The organism is Klebsiella sp. MISC125 (assembly GCF_051131775.1).
Taxonomy (GTDB): Bacteria; Pseudomonadota; Gammaproteobacteria; order Enterobacterales; family Enterobacteriaceae; genus Klebsiella.
The window spans coordinates 155,168-174,480 of the sequence record NZ_CP180448.1 but is presented as its reverse complement, the minus strand read 5'-3'; the positions used below and the strand labels follow the sequence as shown (position 1 = coordinate 174,480).

The following is a 19,313-nucleotide window of genomic DNA, read 5'->3' as shown; positions in this document are numbered from 1 at the left end:
CGTCAGACCGAAATTTCTGACCAGCTGTCCGTCGGTGGCAGCTGTGCTTTTCCGCCCGGCGTTGACTGCGAGACCACCTGCATACTGGCGCTTAGCCAAAGGAACAGCTCGCGGAACTGCAAACCCTTCAACTGCTTCACGCCATTAATCCCACTACGGCTGAAATGGCCCATCGATTCAGAGGCCTCGTCGCCTACGCTAATCGGGAATACGGCAACTTTGTTTGCCGCCTGCGCCTCGCAGCACTCCTGAGCCGCCACCTGCCAGTTATCCGTTGGCGCGCCATCCGACATCAAAAACAGCCATGGCCGGGTATAAGGTACGCCAGCCGCTTTCAGACGCTGCTTTTCAGCTTCGATTTCGCCCAGAGCCAGGCTGACGGCCTGCCCGGTTGGCGTCAGACCACTCGCTTCAAGAACAGGGGCGGTAAAGTCCATCGCATCGCACCAATCGCCATGCAGTTGGCACTCATCGTAACCGCCGTATTTAATCACCAGCAGGCGAACACGTTTCGCGGCGATAACATCATTTTTAAGTTCGCTTTCCAGCAGCTTGAGCCCCTGATTTAGCTGGGCAATTGGCTTGCCCTCCATGCTACCGGAACAATCGAGAACGAGAATTAAGGGGGTTCGCTGTTCACTGTTATCAATAAATGAAACATCTGGAATGAATGACGTCATAACAATCCCTGTCGGTGGTTTTCTGTACCGGCAGAATAAACATCCCGTCCCGGCAAGACAAGAAAAACCATTTCATTTATGTGGTTAATGATTAACGACGAGAAGAAGAATTGAGTGATAAATTTCGAAGAAGGGAAAGACTGTAAAACGGAAACAAAAAACCCCGCCAGGGCGGGGTTCTTCTTTACAAGGAGGCTAAAATTATTTGATTTTAGCTTCTTTGTATAAAACGTGCTGACGGACAACTGGATCGAATTTTTTCAGTTCCAGTTTTTCCGGTTTAGTACGTTTGTTCTTCGTAGTGGTATAGAAGTGACCAGTACCAGCAGAAGAAACCAGCTTGATTTTCTCACGAATACCTTTAGCCATGATTTAATTCCTCTAAGTACTTAGTACTTTTCGCCACGGGCACGCAGTTCGGACAGAACTGTATCGATGCCTTTCTTATCAATAACACGCATACCTTTAGCAGATACACGCAGGGTGACAAAACGCTTCTCGCTCTCAACCCAGAAACGGTGAGAGTGCAGGTTAGGCAGGAAACGGCGTTTAGTCGCGTTCAGTGCGTGGGAACGGTTGTTACCGGTCACCGGACGCTTGCCAGTAACTTGGCAGACTCGGGACATGTCTATTCTCCAAAAATCAAATTAGCTCGAGCTTCGTATGGGGTATTGGCGCCTCGTCAGGCTTTACAGCCCGGTCATCGCATAGTTCTATTGAACTCTCGATTGCCAGGCCCAAATGCCAAACCCGAGATTCTCAAAGGTGGCGTAGTATACGCTGACTCGGCGATGTGCTCAAGTCCCGAACAGACAAAGATCCCGATGGATCGCATGATCGGGGCTAAATCCAGCCGCGCTCAGCAAAAGATACGTACGCTCCGCGGCCGATAACAAGGTGATCAAGCACGCGTATATCCATGAATCGGCAACATTTTATCACTCTTTCGGTAATCAACCTGTCGGCCTTACTCGGCTCAGGGCTACCGGATGGATGATTATGAGCCAGGATCACCGCGGCGGCGTTCACTTTGATGGCTTCGCGTACGATTTCTCGCGGATGCACCTCAACGTGGCTAAGAGTACCAGAAAAAAGTCGGCTATGTTTCAATACCCGGTTCTGATTATCTAAAAAGATCACCATAAAGATCTCACGTTCTTCGTCAGCCAGTTGGCTTTGCAGAAATTCCCGCGTCATCGACGGCGTAACCAGAGAGGGTTCTTCAGTTATCCGCATACAAAAATAGCGCCGCGCCAGCTCAGCAATCCCCTTCAACTGCGCATATGTCGCCGGGCCAATCCCCTCAACCTCATCAAACTGCTCTTTTTCCGCCGATAGCAGACCGTATAGCGAGCCAAAGCGCTGCAGCAAATCCTGGGAAAACGTTATGACATCCTGCGTGCGCGTGCCGGTACGTAAAAACAGCGCCAGCAGCTCAATATCCGACAACGATTCGATACCGTAGCACTGCATTTTTTCCCTCGGCATCAGAGGTTCCTGTGTATCCATGGCGGCTTCTCCTTTCCTGTGCGCGCTATCCTGGCACAGCCCTCCAGCGCTGCCGATCGGCAAATTTTATCCGTGCGTAGCGGCTCGCAAAGTGGATCTCTGCCAGGCACACGATGCCGATCGGATTGTGATAAGATGCGCGAATTCTGGTGTACCGCAACAGGAAAAAATCATGATGAGTCTGGCTGGTAAAAAGATCGTTCTTGGCGTGAGCGGCGGCATTGCTGCCTATAAAACGCCGGAACTGGTGCGCCGCCTGCGTGACCGTGGAGCGGATGTCCGCGTCGCCATGACGGAAGCCGCAAAAGCCTTCATTACGCCACTGAGTCTACAGGCGGTATCCGGTTATCCGGTCTCCGACAGCCTGCTCGACCCGGCCGCAGAAGCGGCAATGGGCCACATTGAGCTGGGAAAATGGGCAGACCTGGTGATTCTCGCCCCCGCTACCGCCGATTTAATTGCACGTATTGCGGCAGGAATGGCTAACGACCTCGTTTCCACAATTTGCCTCGCCACGCCGTCGCCAGTCGCCGTCGTGCCCGCAATGAATCAGCAGATGTATCGCGCCGCCGCCACCCAGCATAATCTTGACGTTATCTCCTCACGCGGTCTGCTGGTTTGGGGCCCGGATAGCGGCAGCCAGGCCTGTGGCGATATCGGCCCAGGGAGAATGCTGGACCCGCTGACTATTGTTGATATGGCCGCGCAGCATTTCTCTCCTGTCAAAGATTTGCAACATCTCAACATCATGATTACCGCGGGCCCAACCCGCGAGCCGCTGGATCCAGTGCGTTATATCACCAACCACAGTTCTGGTAAGATGGGTTTCGCGATTGCCGCCGCCGCCGCGCATCGCGGGGCGAACGTGACGCTGGTTAGTGGTCCGGTTTCTCTGCCAACGCCGCCGTTTGTGCAGAGAATTGATGTCACCACAGCGCTGGAAATGGAAGCCGCCGTGCAAAATAGCGCTTCTCAGCAGCACATTTTTATTGGCTGTGCGGCAGTTGCTGACTACCGTGCGGTCGCCATCGCCGAAGAAAAAATCAAAAAACAAGGTGATGAATTAACCCTGAAAATGGTTAAAAATCCGGATATCGTCGCTGGGGTCGCGGCGCTTAAGGCCAACCGCCCCTACGTCGTTGGATTTGCCGCCGAAACGAATAATGTGGAAGAATACGCACGGCAAAAACGTGCCCGCAAAAATCTCGATCTGATTTGCGCCAATGATGTTTCACAGCCAAATCAGGGATTTAACAGCGATAGCAATGCATTACACCTTTTCTGGCAAGAGGGAGATAAGCGCTTACCACTTGAGCGCAAGGAACTCCTGGGCCAATTATTACTCGACGAGATCGTGACCCGTTATGATGAAAAAAATCGACGTTAAGATTCTGGACCCGCGTGTTGGTCAGCAGTTTCCGCTGCCAACTTATGCCACCTCCGGCTCCGCCGGACTTGACCTGCGAGCCTGTCTCGATGACGCCGTAGAGCTGGCGCCTGGCGCTACCACGCTTGTGCCGACTGGCCTGGCGATTCACATTGCCGACTCGTCTCTGGCAGCGGTGATTCTGCCGCGCTCCGGGCTGGGTCATAAGCATGGCGTTGTTCTGGGCAACCTGGTGGGCCTGATTGATTCTGACTATCAGGGCCAGCTGATGGTTTCCGTCTGGAACCGTGGCCAGCAGAGCTTCAATATTGAACCCGGCGAGCGTATCGCTCAAATGGTGTTTGTGCCTGTCGTACAGGCGGAATTTAACCTGGTGGAAGATTTTGACGCCACCGATCGTGGCGAAGGTGGCTTCGGTCACTCCGGGCGTAAATAAGCCCAGCGATACACCCAATCACTCGGGATGCCGCCAACAGCAGGGCTGCCCGAAGGATAAAGTGTAACCTGCATTCCAAAGCGTAATAATGCAATAACATCGCCGCAGGCAGCAGCTTGCGGTCGCTTTGCGGATGCCTGCCTGGCAAGTGCTTTTTTCAGGGGTATTTTAAAACATGGCAGAAAAACAAACTGCGAAAAGGAATCGTCGCGAAGAAATACTTCAGTCTCTGGCGTTGATGCTTGAATCCAGCGATGGGAGTCAGCGCATTACCACAGCGAAACTGGCGGCGTCCGTTGGCGTATCCGAAGCGGCTCTGTACCGACATTTTCCCAGCAAAACCCGCATGTTTGACAGCCTGATCGAGTTTATCGAAGACAGCCTGATTACGCGCATCAATTTGATTTTAAAAGATGAAAAAGATACTTCAGCGCGCCTGCGCCTGATCGTACTGTTGATTCTTGGGTTTGGCGAGCGGAATCCTGGGCTGACGAGAATTCTGACCGGCCATGCGCTGATGTTTGAACAGGACAGATTGCAGGATCGAATCAATCAACTGTTTGAGCGCATTGAAGTACAGCTGCGCCAGGTGTTGCGTGAAAAGAAAATGCGCGAGGGCGAAGGCTACACCGTCGATGAAGCCCTGCTGGCTAGTCAGCTGCTGGCATTCTGTGAAGGGATGCTGTCGCGCTTTGTACGCAGTGAGTTTAAATATCGTCCGACCGATGATTTTGACGCCCGTTGGCCGCTGGTCGCCGCCCAGTTGCAGTAATCCGCACCTTATATGCAGCCACAATGGCTGCATCTCCTTTTTGATTTTTCTGTCATAAAGCCCAGGACAATTAGTTGAATTGCCAGATGTTTTCTATCTGCACTCTCTCCTAACATCCGTAAATTGTTTCTTTTCATCGGATAAGGAGAAGGCTGATGGCGACATCACGGCGGGAATTGCTCAAACTGGGAGGTCTGGCAACCGCATCATTACTGGTAAGCCAAAAAAGTTTCGCGGCCTGGGCACCATCTGCACGTTATCCCGATCCACGCATTGTGGCAGTGGATGATAGCTTTCGCCGCTATATGCTTGCCAGCGCAAAAGTCGAGCAGATTGCTACCGGTTTTCGCTGGGCGGAAGGGCCTGTGTGGTTTGGCGATACGCGCATGTTGCTCTGGAGCGATATCCCCAACAACGCCATCATGCGCTGGGATGAAGCTACTGGTGAAACCAGCGTGTTCCGTCATCCGGCAAACTACGCTAACGGCCATGCCCGCGACCGACAGGGGCGACTGATCAGCTGCGAACATGATACCCGACGCATTACCCGCACCGAATACGATGGCACCATTACCGTACTGGCGGATAGTTTTGACGGCAAGCCGCTGAACTCACCAAACGATATCGTCGTGAAGTCAGACGGCAGCATCTGGTTTACCGACCCTCCTTTCGGCATCAGCGGATTCTACGAAGGGCATAAAGCCACGCCGCAGCTACCGCAAAACGTTTATCGGCTGGATCCTGAAAGCCGCAAACTGAGCGTCGTGCTGGGTGACGTGAAAGGGCCGAACGGCCTCTGTTTTTCCGCCGATGAGAAAACGCTATACGTCGTGGAGAGTCGCGCGACGCCAAATCGGTTAATTCTCGCGTGGGATGTGGTCAATAACGAGCTGAAAAATAAAAGAGTACATATTGACTGCGGTAACGGCACTGCCGACGGTATCGCCTGCGATATGGACGGTAATCTGTGGTGTGGTTGGGGGGCGGGCAGCGAGGAGCTTGATGGCGTGCGCGTCTTTGACCCTAAGGGGAAAAACATCGGCATCATTCAGTTGCCGGAACGCTGTGCTAACCTGTGCTTCGGCGGCGAGCAGCGCAATCGCCTGTTTATGGCCTCTAGCACCTCGATTTATTCGCTCTACGTCAATGCGCAAGGGGCCAAACTGGTTTGAAACCTACCCGGCAGGCATTGACCTGCCGGGTCGATTCTTATACTCCGTACGCTTCGCGGTAGGCGCGAACCGACGCCAGATGTTCAGCCATTTCCGGCTTCTCTTCCAGATAGCTGATCAGATCTTTCAGGGTCACAATAGAAATCACTTTGCAGCCGTAATCTCGTTCGACTTCCTGAATCGCGGAGATTTCGCCGCGTCCGCGCTCCTGGCGATCCAGAGAAATCAGTACACCGGCTAACTCCGCGCCGTTGGCCTGAATAATTTCCATCGATTCACGAATCGCAGTACCTGCGGTGATGACGTCATCCACCAGCATCACGCGGCCCTGTAGAGCGCTTCCCACCAGGTTGCCGCCTTCGCCGTGAGTCTTCGCCTCTTTACGATTAAAGCAGTACGGCAGATCGCGGTCGTGGTGTTCCGCCAACGCGACAGCTGTAGTCGTGGCGATTGGAATACCTTTGTACGCAGGGCCAAACAACAGATCAAAATCAATCCCGGAATCCACCAGCGCTTCGGCGTAAAAACGGCCTAACAATGCCAGATCGCGCCCGGTATTAAACAGGCCGGCGTTGAAGAAATAGGGGCTCTTACGCCCGGATTTCAGCGTAAATTCGCCAAACTTAAGGACCTGCTTGCTAAGCGCAAACTCAATAAACTGGCGCTGATACGGCTTCATGGATTCGCTCCTCATCATACTTTTCTACAGATATAAAAAAGGCGACTTCTCAGTCGCCTTAAAAACTAGTTTTCTAACGCCGCTTTCTGCGCCGTCACAATGGATTCGATACCCCCTCGGGCCAACGCCAGGAGGGTGAGGAGTTCTTCATGGGTGAACGGCTCGCCTTCCGCCGTACCCTGCACCTCAATGATGCGACCGTCTTCGGTCATCACCACGTTCATATCGGTTTCCGCCGCGGAATCTTCGACATATTCCAGATCGCAAAGCGCTTCGCCTTTGACGATACCAACGGAGACTGCCGCCACCATGCCTTTCATCGGGTTGGTTTTCAGCTTACCGGCTGCAACCAATTTGTTCAGCGCATCAGCCAGCGCAACGCAGGCTCCGGTGATAGAGGCGGTGCGGGTTCCACCGTCGGCCTGCAGCACATCGCAGTCCAGCGTAATAGTGAATTCACCCAGCGCTTTCAGGTCAACCGCAGCGCGCAGCGCACGCGCGATCAGGCGCTGGATTTCCATTGTACGCCCGCCCTGCTTACCTTTCGCAGCTTCACGCGCGTTACGGGTATGGGTCGCGCGCGGCAGCATGCCATATTCTGCGGTGATCCAACCCTGACCCTGGCCTTTCAGAAAGCGCGGAACACCTTCATCGATAGAGGCGGTACACAATACTTTGGTGTCACCGAATTCGACCAGCACGGAGCCTTCTGCGTGTTTCGTATAATTACGGGTAAAGCTTACTGGGCGCACTTGGTTAGCGCTACGATCTGCTGGACGCATGAGGTTCTCTCCGGCTTGAAACGAATGTGGCTGCGCATTATACGGATAATGCGTGCTTATTCCTATCCTGATAAGGACTCGAAAGCTATAATCCCCCCCACTCTCCTTTAAAAACAGGAACGTCTATGATCCGCAGTATGACCGCCTACGCCCGGCGTGAAATCAAGGGTGAATGGGGTAGCGCCGCGTGGGAACTGCGCTCGGTAAACCAACGATATCTGGAAACCTATTTCCGTCTGCCGGAGCAGTTTCGTAGCCTGGAGCCTGTTGTACGCGAGCGTATTCGCTCCCGTCTGACCCGCGGTAAAGTCGAATGTACCCTGCGTTTTGAGCAGGATCCGAGCGCCCAGGGCGAGTTGATTCTCAACGAAAAACTGGCAAAGCAGCTAGTTAACGCCGCTAACTGGGTAAAAATGCAGAGCGACGAAGGCGAAATCAACCCGGTCGACATCCTGCGCTGGCCTGGCGTTATGTCTGCTCATGAGCAGGATCTGGACGCCATTGCCGCTGAAATCCTGAACGCGCTGAATGGCGCACTGGATGACTTTATCGTCGCCCGCGAAACCGAAGGTCAGGCACTGAAGGCGCTTATCGAACAGCGGCTTGATGGCGTGACCGCCGAAGTGACCAAAGTGCGCGCCCATATGCCGGAAATCCTGCAATGGCAGCGTGAGCGTCTGGTCTCCAAGCTGGAAGACGCGGAAGTGCAGTTGGAAAACAATCGCCTCGAGCAAGAGCTGGTTCTGATGGCGCAGCGCATTGACGTCGCCGAAGAGCTGGATCGCCTGGAAGCGCACGTCAAAGAGACGTGGAACATCCTGAAGAAGAAAGAAGCGGTCGGCCGCCGTCTCGACTTTATGATGCAGGAGTTCAACCGCGAATCAAACACGCTGGCGTCTAAATCCATTAATGCCGAAGTGACGAAATCTGCAATCGAGTTGAAAGTACTGATTGAGCAAATGCGCGAGCAGATCCAGAACATCGAGTAATATCGGGTTCTACCAACATTAAGGGCCAACACTCCGGCCCTTTTTTATTTTCAGCACATCTCAGAAGAAATACTTTTTATCCAGCACCCGACAGGTTAAAAATGCCCCCGCCGCACACAGCAGCATGGGAGCCAGATAGCTGTGATCCATATGGGTAAACTCCATCACCAGTACTACCGCCGTTAGCGGCATCTGCATAGATGCGGCAAGAAATGCCGCTGCGCCGACAAGAGCAAAACTGCTGTAATCCCCTCCGGGAAATATCTGCTGCCAGAGCATGCATAGCAGCAGGCTGCTCAGACCGCCGACCGCCAGCCCCGGTGTCAGTAGCCCGCCCTCCGCGCCTCCGCGCAGCACCGCCAGGATGACGACCATTTTTAACACCAACAGTATCGCCGCCCCAGGGAAACCCAACTCATCGCTGAGAGCCAGCTGCATGGGCCCTTTACCATTTCCCGGAAGCTGGGGAAAATAGAGGCTCAGGACGGCAAGCAGGGAAAATGCCAGCAGGCAGAAAACCGGCATCTGCCAGTTTGTTCGAACGTGCGAGCGAGCGGTGCTGGTTGCTTTGCGAAAAAGCCAGGCCCCGGAACCAAGAATGGGCCCCGCGATAATCGCCCACCAGAGAAATGAATAAGGAAGCGCGTCGGAGATAAAATGGTATTGCGATTCATCACCCAGCCCCAACGTTGCCGTCCATGCAGCAATAGCCGACGTGATGATAGCCGCCAGCGCTTTTTCCCAGCTAAACGACAGCAGCATCACTTCAAGGCTAAACAACGCGCCCGCCAGAGGGACGTTATACACTGCCGCCAGGCCCGCTCCGGCACCACAGGCAATCAGCGTTCGGGTTTCATCCTCATAAAGCCCCATTTTACGCGCCACTATACCGGCCCCCAGCGCCCCCATTTCCCGCGGAGCAACCTCGCGTCCCAAGGGAGATCCCAGCGCAACGGTGACTATCTGCAACAGTGCATGGAGAGTCGTCGTCCCAGTAGGCATTGGCACAGAAGGTTTAGCGACAGCCGCCGCGATAGAAATCCGCTTCTGACCATAGCGCGCAAGCAGCCACCAGCCGAATCCTGCTATCGCACCACCTGCCACTATTGCCGTGATACGACGAGGCCAGGGCGAATCCGTTACACCCTGTAAAAATGACTCCGATCCGACGATCCGTTCAAGGCTATAGCCAAAAGCCAGGTGCTGAATCGCATGTAAAATCATCGCCAGAACCATACCTGATAGACCGGCCAGCACTCCCGTTAAAACAACGGCAATCAGGCGGGTCAGATAATTTTTATTGTCAGCGGCTGTGGTCATTTTCTCAGGCCTTGAATAAGGAAAATAAAAGCATAAAGGTCGAGAGTTAAATATTAGGTATTCATAGCGTATCCAATATAGATACAGAATGACGCCTTAATCATTATTTTTTCTAATCCATATAATTTTAAAAATAACCAACAAACCCTATTTAAAAGGTAATAAAAACAACATATGCATTACTTTTTCCTGGCCAAACTCATTCACCTTAGAAAATCTCAATCGTGATCTCCCGCACAAATCGCTAACCTTTCGCCATCATTGTGGGGGAACTATGCTGCTTCATATTCTTTATTTAATTGGTATTACGGCGGAAGCGATGACCGGCGCGCTGGCTGCCGGGCGCCGCCGTATGGATACGTTCGGCGTTATTATCATCGCAACCGCGACGGCCCTGGGCGGCGGTTCAGTGCGCGATATTCTGCTCGGCCACTACCCACTGGGCTGGGTGCAACATCCTGAATACGTCATTATTGTCGCAGTCGCCGCGGTCCTGACTACCATCGCCGCACCGGTCATGCCGCATCTGCGTCGCCTGTTTTTGGTACTGGATGCTCTGGGCCTAGTAGTGTTCTCAATCATCGGCGCTCAGATCGCGCTGGATATGGGCGAGGGCCCGGTGATCGCCTCCATTGCCGCAGTGATAACCGGCGTCTTCGGCGGCGTACTGCGCGATATGTTCTGCAAGCGCATCCCACTGGTGTTTCAGAAAGAGCTGTACGCTGGGGTCTCGTTCGCCGCCGCCGTTCTTTATATTGCCCTACAGCACTACGTCAGCAGCCACGATGTGGTGGTTATTTCCACCCTGCTGTTCGGCTTTACCGCCCGCATGCTGGCACTGCGCTGGAAGCTGGGCCTCCCGGTCTTTCATTACAACCATAGCGCACATTGATTCTTTCAGAACCCCGCAATTCGTTGCCCGCTGAGCCACTTCGCCAGCGCGGCAACATCCGGGTTATGTAAAAAAGCCACTAGCTGCCGCGCCCTTTCTGCCCCAATTCCTGGTAAACGTCGCCACTGCTCTTCGTTTCGATCCCGTAACTGCTGCCAGTCGTCCTTCGCCATTTCTGAAAACGCTGTTTTTGGGATGGGTATCCCCATAGCCTGTACCCAGCGCAAAAAGGGCTGCTCACGCGCCAGATTAAACTGGTGCCACAACTGCTGCCCGCGCTGTGCAGATATTCCCGGGATCGTTTGCAGTTGCTCTGGCGTAAACGCCAGCCATGAAAAGAGATGAGCCATGCGTCGGGCATCGTGTACAGTGCGCCACAATGTCTCTCCAGCGCCGTCAATATCAAGGATCGATCGGGATGATAGCCAGACCAGCCGTGAGAGAAACTGCTCTGCGCACTCAGGAGTGGCGAAAAAACAGCTTAATGAATTGAAACGAGCCGCTGGAGGCTGGGGTTTATTACGCTGGGCGGTACGCCAGACTACCGAATCGATGCGCGGTATACCCTGACCGGCGAGGCTGATTTGTAGCTGATCGCCAATGCCGATGTCCAGATTTTGCCAGCGGGATACCGAGCCAACGCTCACCCGCTGCACGCGCTTGTCATCCAGCTGCTGCGGCGTGAGCTGCGCGACCACGGCGATTTTACCGCTGCGCCCGATGCTGAAGCTGATACCGCGAACCTCCATAACCCGTGACGCGGGCGGATATTTCCACGCAATCACCCAATCACCCTGCCCCGGCACCCAGAAACGCCCGGCTGACTCTTGCCCCTGGCGCACCACAACGCCATCAGTAGCAAAAGGCAACGGTGAAGTGAACCAACGTTGACGCCACTGCCCAACCTGCTGAGCATTAGCCACAGAATGCGAAAAAAGTGCGCTATGAAGAAAGCCGCTCTGGCGCAACAACGCATGGCGCTGATTCATATCTGCCGGGCCATCAGGCCATGCCCAGATAAACACTCCCAGTTTATCAAGCTCGGTCGCAACGTCCTGTCGCATCATCATGCCCGCGACTTTTGCCCGCGCGTTCATACCTCCCATCTGCTTTTGCACATGCCCCGCGTTATGCAGGAACAGCTCGCCCTGTAACACGCTGTTAGCGAGTTCAGTGCCAACAACCTTAGGTATGGAAGGGATCTGTAATACCCTGGCCGTCCAGTCCTCTCCCGCCAACCCGTTTCCCCGACTGATTGCCTGCGTCAAACGCCCTTGCCGATAAACCAGCGTAACCGCTACGCCATCCACTTTGGGCTGCACCCAGAGGTCGGTTTTGCCACGCATCCAGCGGGCAACGCTGGCTTCATCCGCCAGTTTACGCACGCCAGTGTGAGCAACCGGATGCCAGGTATCGCCCTTTAATGACGAAAGTTCATCGTGAGCGGGGGTTTCACTGACAAAGCAGCGTTGCCAGTAGGACAGTCGCGCCGCAAGCTGGTCGTACACCTCATCGCTGACCACGCTCTTACCTTGATGCCAGTAAGCGTTTTTCCACTCGTTCATCTGCTGACTGAGACGTTTAATTTCCTGTTCAGCCCTGGTCTGTGACCATGTTGGACAGGCTGCCTGCCCGTATCCCACCAACATCCATAACACCAGCGCCCAAATTCCCTTATGCATGGCGATGCCCTCCTGTTTTCTCGCCACGCATTGTGCCGTAGGTTTATTTTCGTCAGCGATAAGGGATTTTTAACCCTGCGAGCAGGCATCCTGGTTTTCTACGTTATTTCTGCAACGCCCAGAGAAATCAGGGAAACAGCAAGCAAAATGAAAGAAACAGCGCAAAAAGTGTGACAGAGACTGCGTCACGCAGCGGCGGCGTGTATAATAGGCTCGTATGTAAGCTTTATTTCGACCACCACATACAAAAGACACTCATGGCTCAAGGCACGCTTTATATTGTTTCCGCCCCTAGCGGCGCGGGTAAATCCAGCCTGATTCAGGCTTTATTAAAAACCCAACCGTTGTACGACTCTCAGGTTTCTGTTTCGCATACCACGCGCGCTCCGCGCCCGGGTGAAGTGCACGGTGAACACTATTTCTTTGTTAATCACGACGAATTCAGGACGATGATTGGCAGAGATGCTTTTCTTGAACATGCAGAAGTCTTTGGCAACTATTACGGCACCTCGCGCGAAACTATCGAGCAGGTACTGGCGACTGGCGTCGACGTCTTCCTCGATATCGACTGGCAGGGAGCGCAGCAAATCCGCAAAAGAATGCCTGGCGCGCGCAGTATTTTTATTCTGCCGCCGTCAAAAGATGAGCTTGACCGTCGCCTGCGTGGCCGTGGTCAGGACAGCGAAGAGGTTATCGCGAAACGTATGGCGCAGGCAGTTGCAGAAATGAGCCATTACGCGGAATATGATTACCTTATTGTGAATGATGATTTTGATACCGCCTTAAGCGATTTGAAAATCATTATTCGCGCCGAACGTCTGCGCATGAGCCGCCAAAAGCAGCGACATGGCGCTTTAATCACCAAACTGTTGGCAGACTGAACCCACATTCAGTATCATGCCCAGTCATTTCTTCACCTGTGGAGCATTTTAAGTATGGCACGCGTAACTGTTCAGGACGCTGTAGAGAAAATTGGTAACCGTTTTGACCTGGTACTGGTCGCCGCGCGTCGCGCTCGTCAGATGCAGACAGGCGGAAAGGATCCGCTGGTACCGGAAGAAAACGATAAAACTACCGTTATCGCACTGCGCGAAATCGAAGAAGGTCTGATCAACAACAAGATCCTCGACGTTCGTGAGCGCCAGGAACAGCAAGAGCAGGAAGCCGCTGAATTACAAGCCGTTACCGCTATTGCTGAAGGTCGTCGTTAATCACACAGCGGGTCGCCCTTGTATCTGTTTGAAAGCCTGAATCAGCTGATTCAAAACTACCTGCCCGAAGAGCAAATTAAGCGTCTTCGGCAGGCTTATCTCGTTGCACGTGACGCTCACGAGGGCCAAACACGTTCAAGCGGTGAACCCTACATCACGCACCCGGTTGCGGTAGCCTGTATTCTGGCCGAGATGAAACTCGACCATGAAACGCTGATGGCCGCCCTGCTGCACGACGTGATTGAAGATACCCCCGCCACCTACCAGGACATGGAGCAGCTTTTTGGTAAAAGCGTTGCTGAACTGGTAGAGGGGGTGTCGAAGCTTGATAAGCTTAAGTTTCGCGATAAGAAAGAGGCTCAGGCCGAAAACTTTCGCAAAATGATTATGGCGATGGTGCAGGACATCCGCGTCATCCTCATCAAGCTTGCTGACCGCACCCACAACATGCGTACCCTGGGCTCATTACGCCCGGACAAACGTCGCCGCATCGCCCGCGAAACGCTGGAAATCTACAGCCCACTGGCGCACCGTTTAGGTATTCATCACATCAAAACTGAGCTTGAAGAGCTGGGCTTTGAAGCGTTGTATCCTAACCGCTACCGCGTCATTAAAGAGGTCGTAAAAGCGGCGCGCGGCAACCGTAAAGAGATGATTCAAAAGATCCTCTCCGAAATCGAAGGGCGTTTGCAGGAAGCGGGAATTCCCTGTCGCGTAAGCGGTCGCGAAAAACACCTGTACTCCATCTACTGCAAGATGGTGCTCAAAGAGCAACGTTTTCACTCGATTATGGATATCTACGCCTTTCGCGTGATCGTCCATGATTCTGACACCTGCTACCGCGTGCTTGGCCAGATGCACAGCCTTTACAAGCCGCGTCCTGGGCGCGTCAAAGACTACATTGCCATTCCAAAGGCGAACGGCTATCAATCTTTGCACACCTCGATGATCGGCCCGCATGGCGTCCCGGTTGAGGTACAAATTCGTACCGAAGACATGGACCAGATGGCGGAAATGGGGGTTGCGGCGCACTGGGCTTATAAAGAGCACGGCGGCGAGAGCAGCACCACGGCGCAAATCCGCGCCCAGCGCTGGATGCAGAGCCTGCTGGAACTCCAGCAGAGCGCCGGTAGCTCATTTGAATTCATTGAGAGCGTGAAATCCGATCTGTTCCCGGATGAGATTTACGTTTTCACCCCGGAAGGTCGTATTGTCGAACTGCCCGCTGGCGCCACGCCGGTGGATTTCGCCTACGCGGTGCATACCGATATCGGCCATGCCTGCGTCGGCGCACGCGTCGACCGCCAGCCGTATCCGTTGTCGCAGTCGCTTTCCAGCGGCCAGACGGTGGAAATTATTACCGCGCCGGGCGCACGACCAAACGCCGCGTGGCTGAACTTTGTTGTCAGCTCGAAAGCGCGCGCCAAAATTCGTCAGTTGCTGAAGAACCTCAAGCGCGACGACTCCGTAAGTCTCGGACGCCGCCTGCTCAACCACGCCCTTGGCGGTAGCCGTAAACTGGCTGAAATTCCACCGGAAAGCATTCAGCGTGAGCTTGAGCGCATGAAGCTGGCAACGCTTGACGATCTGCTGGCCGAAATCGGCCTCGGTAACGCCATGAGCGTGGTGGTGGCCAAAAACCTGCAACAGGGTGATACCACCTCGGTACCCGCGCAGCTGACATCATCCGGCCACAACCATCTGCCGATTAAAGGCGCCGATGGCGTGCTGATTACGTTCGCCAAATGCTGTCGTCCGATTCCCGGCGACCCAATCATTGCGCACGTCAGCCCTGGCAAAGGCCTGGTTATCCACCATGAATCCTGTCGTAACATTCGCGGTTATCAAAAAGAGCCGGAGAAATTTATGGCGGTCGAGTGGGATAAAGAGACCGCGCAGGAATTTATCACCGAAATCAAGGTGGATATGTTTAACCACCAGGGTGCGCTGGCTAACCTGACGGCGGCGATCAACACCGCTTCATCCAATATTCAAAGTCTGAATACGGAAGAAAAAGATGGTCGTGTGTACAGCGCCTTTATCCGCCTCACCGCGCGCGATCGCGTGCATCTGGCGAATATCATGCGCAAAATTCGCGTCATGCCGGATGTGATTAAAGTCACCCGTAACCGAAATTAGTCTTATGAATGCACAGCGTTATGCGCGTATCTGCGAGATGCTCGCCAGGCGTCAACCTGACCTGACGGTCTGCATGGAGCAGGTCCACAAGCCTCATAACGTTTCTGCGGTGATTCGTACCGCAGACGCCGTTGGCGTACATGAAGTGCACGCCATCTGGCCCGGCAGCCGTATGCGCACCATGGCCTCGGCGGCGGCAGGCAGCAACAGTTGGGTACAGGTTAAAACGCACAGCACCATTGGCGATGCAGTTACGCATTTGAAAGACCAGGGGATGCAAATCCTGGCAACGCATCTCTCCAGTAAAGCCGTTGATTTTCGTGAAATCGACTATACCCGCCCCACCTGTATTCTGATGGGTCAGGAAAAAACCGGTATTACTCAGGAAGCATTAGACCTGGCGGATCAGGACATCATCATTCCCATGATTGGCATGGTGCAATCGTTGAACGTCTCTGTCGCCTCCGCACTGATTTTGTATGAAGCTCAGCGTCAGCGGCAAAATGCCGGCATGTATCAACGCGAAAACAGTATGCTGCCGGAAGAAGACCAGCAGCGACTGCTGTTTGAAGGCGGATATCCGGTGCTGGCGCGGGTCGCGAAGCGCAAAGGTCTACCTTATCCTCACGTCAACGAGCAGGGTGAAGTCGAAGCCGATGCCACATGGTGGTCCACGATGCAGGCCGCAGGATAAAATATATGCAAGGTCGCCTGTTAGATGCCATCCCCCTCAATACCCTAACCGGCGTTGGCGCGGCACAGAGCAGTCGACTGTCGAAAATCGGCCTGCATACGGTGCAGGACCTCCTCCTGCATCTGCCGCTACGCTACGAAGACCGCACCCACCTGTACCAAATCGGCGAACTGCTGCCTGGCGTGTACGCGACCGTTGAAGGCGAAGTCCTCAACTGCAACATCACTTTCGGCGGACGCCGGATGATGACCTGCCAGATTAGCGACGGCTCTGGTATCCTCACCATGCGCTTTTTCAACTTCAGCGCGGCGATGAAAAATAGCCTGACAACCGGGCGTCGCGTGCTGGCTTACGGCGAGGCGAAACGCGGTAAATACGGCGCCGAGATGATCCATCCTGAATACCGCGTGCAGGGCGATATGAGCACGCCTGATTTACAGGAAACGCTGACCCCGGTTTATCCCACCACTGAAGGCATCAAGCAGGCCACGCTGCGCAAGCTGACCGATCAGGCGCTCGAACTGCTTGAGACCTGCGCCATCACCGAACTGCTGCCACCTGAGCTGGCACAGGGGATGATGAGCCTGCCGGAAGCACTGCGCACGCTGCATCGTCCGCCGCCGTCACTGCAGCTTAGTGAGCTGGAAAGCGGCAAGCACCCGGCACAGCAGCGCTTAATTCTGGAAGAGCTGCTGGCGCATAATCTCAGCATGCTGGCGCTACGGGCGGGAGCCCAGCGTTATCACGCTCTGGCACTCAGCGCGAACGACACGCTAAAAGACAAACTACTGGCATCTCTGCCCTTTACGCCTACCGGCGCACAGGCGCGCGTGACGGCGGAAATCGAGCGCGATATGGCGCTGGACGTGCCGATGATGCGTCTGGTGCAAGGTGATGTGGGTTCTGGTAAAACCCTGGTTGCCGCACTTGCCGCGTTGCGGGCGATCGCCCACGGTAAGCAGGTCGCGCTGATGGCGCCCACCGAACTACTGGCTGAACAGCACGCCAATAACTTCCGCAACTGGTTCGAACCGCTGGGCATTGAAGTTGGCTGGCTGGCCGGGAAACAAAAAGGCAAAGCGCGTCTGGCGCAGCAAGAGGCTATCGCCAGCGGACAGGTGCAGATGATCGTCGGTACCCACGCTATCTTTCAGGAACAGGTGCAGTTTAACGGCCTCGCGCTGGTGATTATTGATGAGCAGCACCGCTTTGGCGTTCACCAACGCCTGGCGCTGTGGGAGAAAGGCCAGCAGCAGGGTTTCCATCCGCATCAACTGATTATGACAGCCACCCCCATTCCGCGTACCCTGGCGATGACCGCTTATGCCGATCTCGATACCTCGGTTATCGACGAACTGCCGCCGGGCCGTACACCGGTTACCACGGTAGCCATTCCCGATACCCGACGCAGCGATATTATCGATCGCGTGCGTAACGCTTGTACCCACGAAGGCCGTCAGGCCTATTGGGTCTGCACGCTGATTGAAGAGTCGGACCTGCTGGAAGCCCAAGCGGCGGAAGCTACCTGGGAAGAGCTGAAGCTCGCGCTGCCGGAGCTGAATATCGGCCTGGTGCACGGGCGCATGAAATCCGCCGATAAACAAGCAGTGATGAGCGCATTTAAGCAAGGTGAGCTACATCTGCTGGTCGCCACCACGGTTATCGAAGTCGGAGTGGACGTGCCCAATTCCAGCCTGATGATCATCGAAAACCCGGAACGTTTGGGGCTGGCGCAGTTACACCAGCTCAGGGGGCGCGTCGGGCGCGGCGCGGTAGCCTCCCATTGCGTACTGCTCTATAAATCGCCACTCTCGAAAACCGCTCAGAAACGATTACAGGTACTGCGCGACAGCAACGACGGTTTCGTCATTGCCCAGAAAGACCTCGAAATACGCGGTCCCGGCGAGCTGCTCGGCACCCGCCAGACCGGCACCGCTGAATTCAAAGTGGCGGATTTAATGCGCGATCAGGCCATGATCCCGGAAGTTCAGCGCATCGCGCGCCATATTCATGAACGTTACCCGCAGCAGGCCATTGCGCTTATCGAGCGCTGGATGCCGGAAACCGAACGCTATTCCAACGCGTAGCTCATTTCCCGCCCGCCAGGTCTGTCAGCACATCCTCAATCTGAATCTCAATAATATCGCGCGCATCCAGCGCATCCTGTGCGATACGCGCCGCCATGCCCTCTTCCGGCTCGCCATGCAACTTTTTAACCGCCGTCTGAACACCTGCCAGTAACAGCTCGGGGGTTAATACACCGCGGAGAAAAGCCAGGTTTTCTGCTGACCATAGTTCGCTATCGCCCAATGGGTGCCTGAGAAGCCGCCATTTTTCAGGCCACAGCGGGTTATTCTCTAGTGGATAAATCAGCTGCGCAGCGTACTGAAGCGCGCAAACCGCTTTGCCAGCCGAGTCCAGCGCCCACCATCGGGACCAGATGGCGCGAATAACAGGTTCCGCACGCCCCAGATCGTTAAAAGTTGTTAACCATGTCATGGCGGGATCGAAGCCACGCTCGCTATCCATTCGCGCCAGCATCGTGTCAATCAGGAACGTGCGAACCTGCCGACGTTGGCTGGCATCCATCATAACCTGCCACAGATAAGGCCGCCGTAGCGCTTGTAGAAACGATGCTTCAAAATGATCGCCATAGCCCCTGGTTAATATCGTCTCATGCCATTCGGCAAGACACAGGGGGAACAAATAACGAAACAGCTCCGGCTGCATGGGTTCATGGTGAACAAGATTCAGTACGTAATAGCAGCTTAATTGTCGTTCGGTAATATGCTGCCATTCTGTCGCAGCCATCGCCCGCAGCTCGGCATCCGCATAATCAAATTCAGGCTCCCACACGTGCCGCACCGGCGGCTCATTACCAAATATCTCCCGACATCTCTCGCGTACCGTTGGCTCCGCCTGTCGTCTTCTTTTTTTCATCATCATCCATAATTTAGCGCATACGCAGC

Annotated in this window: 20 protein-coding genes; 11 read left to right on the top strand and 9 right to left on the bottom strand. The window is 54.5% G+C overall.

The genetic code is table 11. The annotated features are described in order from the left end of the window. Positions 1-2 precede the first annotated feature (2 nt). From ACMYSL_RS00835 to radC, 4 genes are all read right to left on the bottom strand, one after another. Positions 3-680 carry a vWA domain-containing protein gene (locus tag ACMYSL_RS00835; RefSeq protein ID WP_142513439.1) on the bottom strand — a complete coding sequence of 226 codons (678 nt, stop codon included), beginning with the start codon at positions 678-680 and terminating at the stop codon, positions 3-5. Positions 681-881: 201 nt separating this feature from the next. Then, positions 882-1,049, bottom strand: coding sequence for a 50S ribosomal protein L33 (rpmG, locus tag ACMYSL_RS00830; protein ID WP_003024094.1), 168 nt, complete (start codon positions 1,047-1,049; stop codon positions 882-884). A 20-nt stretch (positions 1,050-1,069) separates the two neighbouring features. Continuing rightward, positions 1,070-1,306: a 50S ribosomal protein L28 gene (gene rpmB, locus ACMYSL_RS00825; protein ID WP_002436699.1), complete on the bottom strand. Its 237-nt coding sequence runs from the start codon at positions 1,304-1,306 to the stop codon at positions 1,070-1,072. A gap of 217 nt (positions 1,307-1,523) precedes the next feature. Continuing rightward, positions 1,524-2,189: a RadC family protein gene (radC, locus tag ACMYSL_RS00820; RefSeq protein WP_182235312.1), complete on the bottom strand. Its 666-nt coding sequence runs from the start codon at positions 2,187-2,189 to the stop codon at positions 1,524-1,526. Positions 2,190-2,364: 175 nt separating this feature from the next. Between radC and coaBC the strand changes: the two genes are divergently transcribed. The 4 genes from coaBC to ACMYSL_RS00800 all read left to right on the top strand — a co-directional run bounded on the left by coaBC (position 2,365) and on the right by ACMYSL_RS00800 (position 5,956). After that, entirely contained in the window at positions 2,365-3,576 is a 1,212-nt protein-coding gene (coaBC, locus tag ACMYSL_RS00815) for a bifunctional phosphopantothenoylcysteine decarboxylase/phosphopantothenate--cysteine ligase CoaBC (RefSeq protein WP_181486311.1), read from the top strand. Continuing rightward, positions 3,554-4,012 (top strand): dUTP diphosphatase, encoded by a 459-nt coding sequence (gene dut / locus ACMYSL_RS00810; RefSeq protein ID WP_434661125.1) that lies wholly within the window; start codon positions 3,554-3,556, stop codon positions 4,010-4,012. Before coaBC ends, dut begins: the two co-directional genes overlap by 23 nt. 175 nt (positions 4,013-4,187) lie before the next feature. After that, entirely contained in the window at positions 4,188-4,784 is a 597-nt protein-coding gene (gene slmA / locus ACMYSL_RS00805) for a nucleoid occlusion factor SlmA (protein ID WP_304254203.1), read from the top strand. 155 nt (positions 4,785-4,939) lie between these two features. Further along, the gene (locus ACMYSL_RS00800) at positions 4,940-5,956 is read left to right on the top strand and encodes an SMP-30/gluconolactonase/LRE family protein (protein WP_434661124.1); all 1,017 of its coding nucleotides are present in this window, start codon (positions 4,940-4,942) and stop codon (positions 5,954-5,956) included. A gap of 37 nt (positions 5,957-5,993) precedes the next feature. Here ACMYSL_RS00800 and pyrE read toward each other — a convergent pair whose 3' ends face one another. Together pyrE and rph are read right to left on the bottom strand one after the other, a co-directional pair. After that, positions 5,994-6,635 (bottom strand): orotate phosphoribosyltransferase, encoded by a 642-nt coding sequence (gene pyrE / locus ACMYSL_RS00795; protein ID WP_110276958.1) that lies wholly within the window; start codon positions 6,633-6,635, stop codon positions 5,994-5,996. Between the two features lie 65 nt (positions 6,636-6,700). Beyond that, positions 6,701-7,417, bottom strand: coding sequence for a ribonuclease PH (rph, locus tag ACMYSL_RS00790; RefSeq protein WP_110276957.1), 717 nt, complete (start codon positions 7,415-7,417; stop codon positions 6,701-6,703). Positions 7,418-7,542: 125 nt separating this feature from the next. On the opposite strand from rph, the gene ACMYSL_RS00785 reads away from it, so the two are divergent. Beyond that, the gene (locus tag ACMYSL_RS00785; RefSeq protein WP_110276956.1) at positions 7,543-8,406 is read left to right on the top strand and encodes a YicC/YloC family endoribonuclease; all 864 of its coding nucleotides are present in this window, start codon (positions 7,543-7,545) and stop codon (positions 8,404-8,406) included. Positions 8,407-8,466: 60 nt separating this feature from the next. Here the strand turns inward: ACMYSL_RS00785 and ACMYSL_RS00780 are convergent, their stop codons facing one another. Next, the gene (locus ACMYSL_RS00780) at positions 8,467-9,726 is read right to left on the bottom strand and encodes a chloride channel protein (RefSeq protein WP_434661122.1); all 1,260 of its coding nucleotides are present in this window, start codon (positions 9,724-9,726) and stop codon (positions 8,467-8,469) included. 274 nt (positions 9,727-10,000) lie between these two features. Here ACMYSL_RS00780 and ACMYSL_RS00775 point away from each other — a divergent pair, with 274 nt between their 5' ends. Further along, the gene (locus ACMYSL_RS00775) at positions 10,001-10,618 is read left to right on the top strand and encodes a trimeric intracellular cation channel family protein (protein WP_110276954.1); all 618 of its coding nucleotides are present in this window, start codon (positions 10,001-10,003) and stop codon (positions 10,616-10,618) included. A 5-nt stretch (positions 10,619-10,623) separates the two neighbouring features. Here the strand turns inward: ACMYSL_RS00775 and ligB are convergent, their stop codons facing one another. Next, positions 10,624-12,300 (bottom strand): NAD-dependent DNA ligase LigB, encoded by a 1,677-nt coding sequence (gene ligB, locus ACMYSL_RS00770; protein WP_434661121.1) that lies wholly within the window; start codon positions 12,298-12,300, stop codon positions 10,624-10,626. 257 nt (positions 12,301-12,557) lie between these two features. On the opposite strand from ligB, the gene gmk reads away from it, so the two are divergent. Genes gmk through recG form a run of 5 tightly spaced genes read left to right on the top strand, consistent with a single transcriptional unit; the run spans position 12,558 to position 18,431 of the window. Beyond that, positions 12,558-13,181, top strand: coding sequence for a guanylate kinase (gmk, locus tag ACMYSL_RS00765; protein ID WP_110276951.1), 624 nt, complete (start codon positions 12,558-12,560; stop codon positions 13,179-13,181). Positions 13,182-13,235: 54 nt separating this feature from the next. Then, positions 13,236-13,511, top strand: a complete 276-nt coding sequence (rpoZ, locus tag ACMYSL_RS00760) for a DNA-directed RNA polymerase subunit omega (protein ID WP_110276950.1) — start codon at positions 13,236-13,238, stop codon at positions 13,509-13,511. Positions 13,512-13,529: 18 nt separating this feature from the next. Then, entirely contained in the window at positions 13,530-15,650 is a 2,121-nt protein-coding gene (gene spoT / locus ACMYSL_RS00755; RefSeq protein ID WP_182235318.1) for a bifunctional GTP diphosphokinase/guanosine-3',5'-bis pyrophosphate 3'-pyrophosphohydrolase, read from the top strand. Positions 15,651-15,654: 4 nt separating this feature from the next. Beyond that, on the top strand, positions 15,655-16,344 hold the full coding sequence (gene trmH, locus ACMYSL_RS00750; RefSeq protein ID WP_181484430.1) for a tRNA (guanosine(18)-2'-O)-methyltransferase TrmH: 690 nt from the start codon (positions 15,655-15,657) through the stop codon (positions 16,342-16,344). 5 nt (positions 16,345-16,349) lie between these two features. Next, positions 16,350-18,431, top strand: a complete 2,082-nt coding sequence (gene recG / locus ACMYSL_RS00745; protein ID WP_304254220.1) for an ATP-dependent DNA helicase RecG — start codon at positions 16,350-16,352, stop codon at positions 18,429-18,431. 1 nt (position 18,432) lies between these two features. On the opposite strand, the gene ACMYSL_RS00740 is transcribed toward recG, so the two are convergent. Further along, on the bottom strand, positions 18,433-19,284 hold the full coding sequence (locus ACMYSL_RS00740; RefSeq protein WP_434661119.1) for a hypothetical protein: 852 nt from the start codon (positions 19,282-19,284) through the stop codon (positions 18,433-18,435). Positions 19,285-19,313: the final 29 nt, after the last annotated feature.

What these genes read in the sequence shown, in the direction of transcription:
- ACMYSL_RS00740 (WP_434661119.1), bottom strand. Translation starts at nt 19,284, where the DNA reads ATGAAAAAAAGAAGACGACAGGCGGAGCCAACGGTACGCGAGAGATGT.
- rpoZ (WP_110276950.1), top strand. Translation starts at nt 13,236, where the DNA reads ATGGCACGCGTAACTGTTCAGGACGCTGTAGAGAAAATTGGTAACCGT.
- slmA (WP_304254203.1), top strand. Translation starts at nt 4,188, where the DNA reads ATGGCAGAAAAACAAACTGCGAAAAGGAATCGTCGCGAAGAAATACTT.
- rpmG (WP_003024094.1), bottom strand. Translation starts at nt 1,049, where the DNA reads ATGGCTAAAGGTATTCGTGAGAAAATCAAGCTGGTTTCTTCTGCTGGT.
- ligB (WP_434661121.1), bottom strand. Translation starts at nt 12,300, where the DNA reads ATGCATAAGGGAATTTGGGCGCTGGTGTTATGGATGTTGGTGGGATAC.
- trmH (WP_181484430.1), top strand. Translation starts at nt 15,655, where the DNA reads ATGAATGCACAGCGTTATGCGCGTATCTGCGAGATGCTCGCCAGGCGT.
- dut (WP_434661125.1), top strand. Translation starts at nt 3,554, where the DNA reads ATGATGAAAAAAATCGACGTTAAGATTCTGGACCCGCGTGTTGGTCAG.
- pyrE (WP_110276958.1), bottom strand. Translation starts at nt 6,635, where the DNA reads ATGAAGCCGTATCAGCGCCAGTTTATTGAGTTTGCGCTTAGCAAGCAG.
- recG (WP_304254220.1), top strand. Translation starts at nt 16,350, where the DNA reads ATGCAAGGTCGCCTGTTAGATGCCATCCCCCTCAATACCCTAACCGGC.
- rph (WP_110276957.1), bottom strand. Translation starts at nt 7,417, where the DNA reads ATGCGTCCAGCAGATCGTAGCGCTAACCAAGTGCGCCCAGTAAGCTTT.
- radC (WP_182235312.1), bottom strand. Translation starts at nt 2,189, where the DNA reads ATGGATACACAGGAACCTCTGATGCCGAGGGAAAAAATGCAGTGCTAC.
- gmk (WP_110276951.1), top strand. Translation starts at nt 12,558, where the DNA reads ATGGCTCAAGGCACGCTTTATATTGTTTCCGCCCCTAGCGGCGCGGGT.
- ACMYSL_RS00785 (WP_110276956.1), top strand. Translation starts at nt 7,543, where the DNA reads ATGATCCGCAGTATGACCGCCTACGCCCGGCGTGAAATCAAGGGTGAA.
- coaBC (WP_181486311.1), top strand. Translation starts at nt 2,365, where the DNA reads ATGAGTCTGGCTGGTAAAAAGATCGTTCTTGGCGTGAGCGGCGGCATT.
- ACMYSL_RS00800 (WP_434661124.1), top strand. Translation starts at nt 4,940, where the DNA reads ATGGCGACATCACGGCGGGAATTGCTCAAACTGGGAGGTCTGGCAACC.
- ACMYSL_RS00835 (WP_142513439.1), bottom strand. Translation starts at nt 680, where the DNA reads ATGACGTCATTCATTCCAGATGTTTCATTTATTGATAACAGTGAACAG.
- ACMYSL_RS00780 (WP_434661122.1), bottom strand. Translation starts at nt 9,726, where the DNA reads ATGACCACAGCCGCTGACAATAAAAATTATCTGACCCGCCTGATTGCC.
- ACMYSL_RS00775 (WP_110276954.1), top strand. Translation starts at nt 10,001, where the DNA reads ATGCTGCTTCATATTCTTTATTTAATTGGTATTACGGCGGAAGCGATG.
- rpmB (WP_002436699.1), bottom strand. Translation starts at nt 1,306, where the DNA reads ATGTCCCGAGTCTGCCAAGTTACTGGCAAGCGTCCGGTGACCGGTAAC.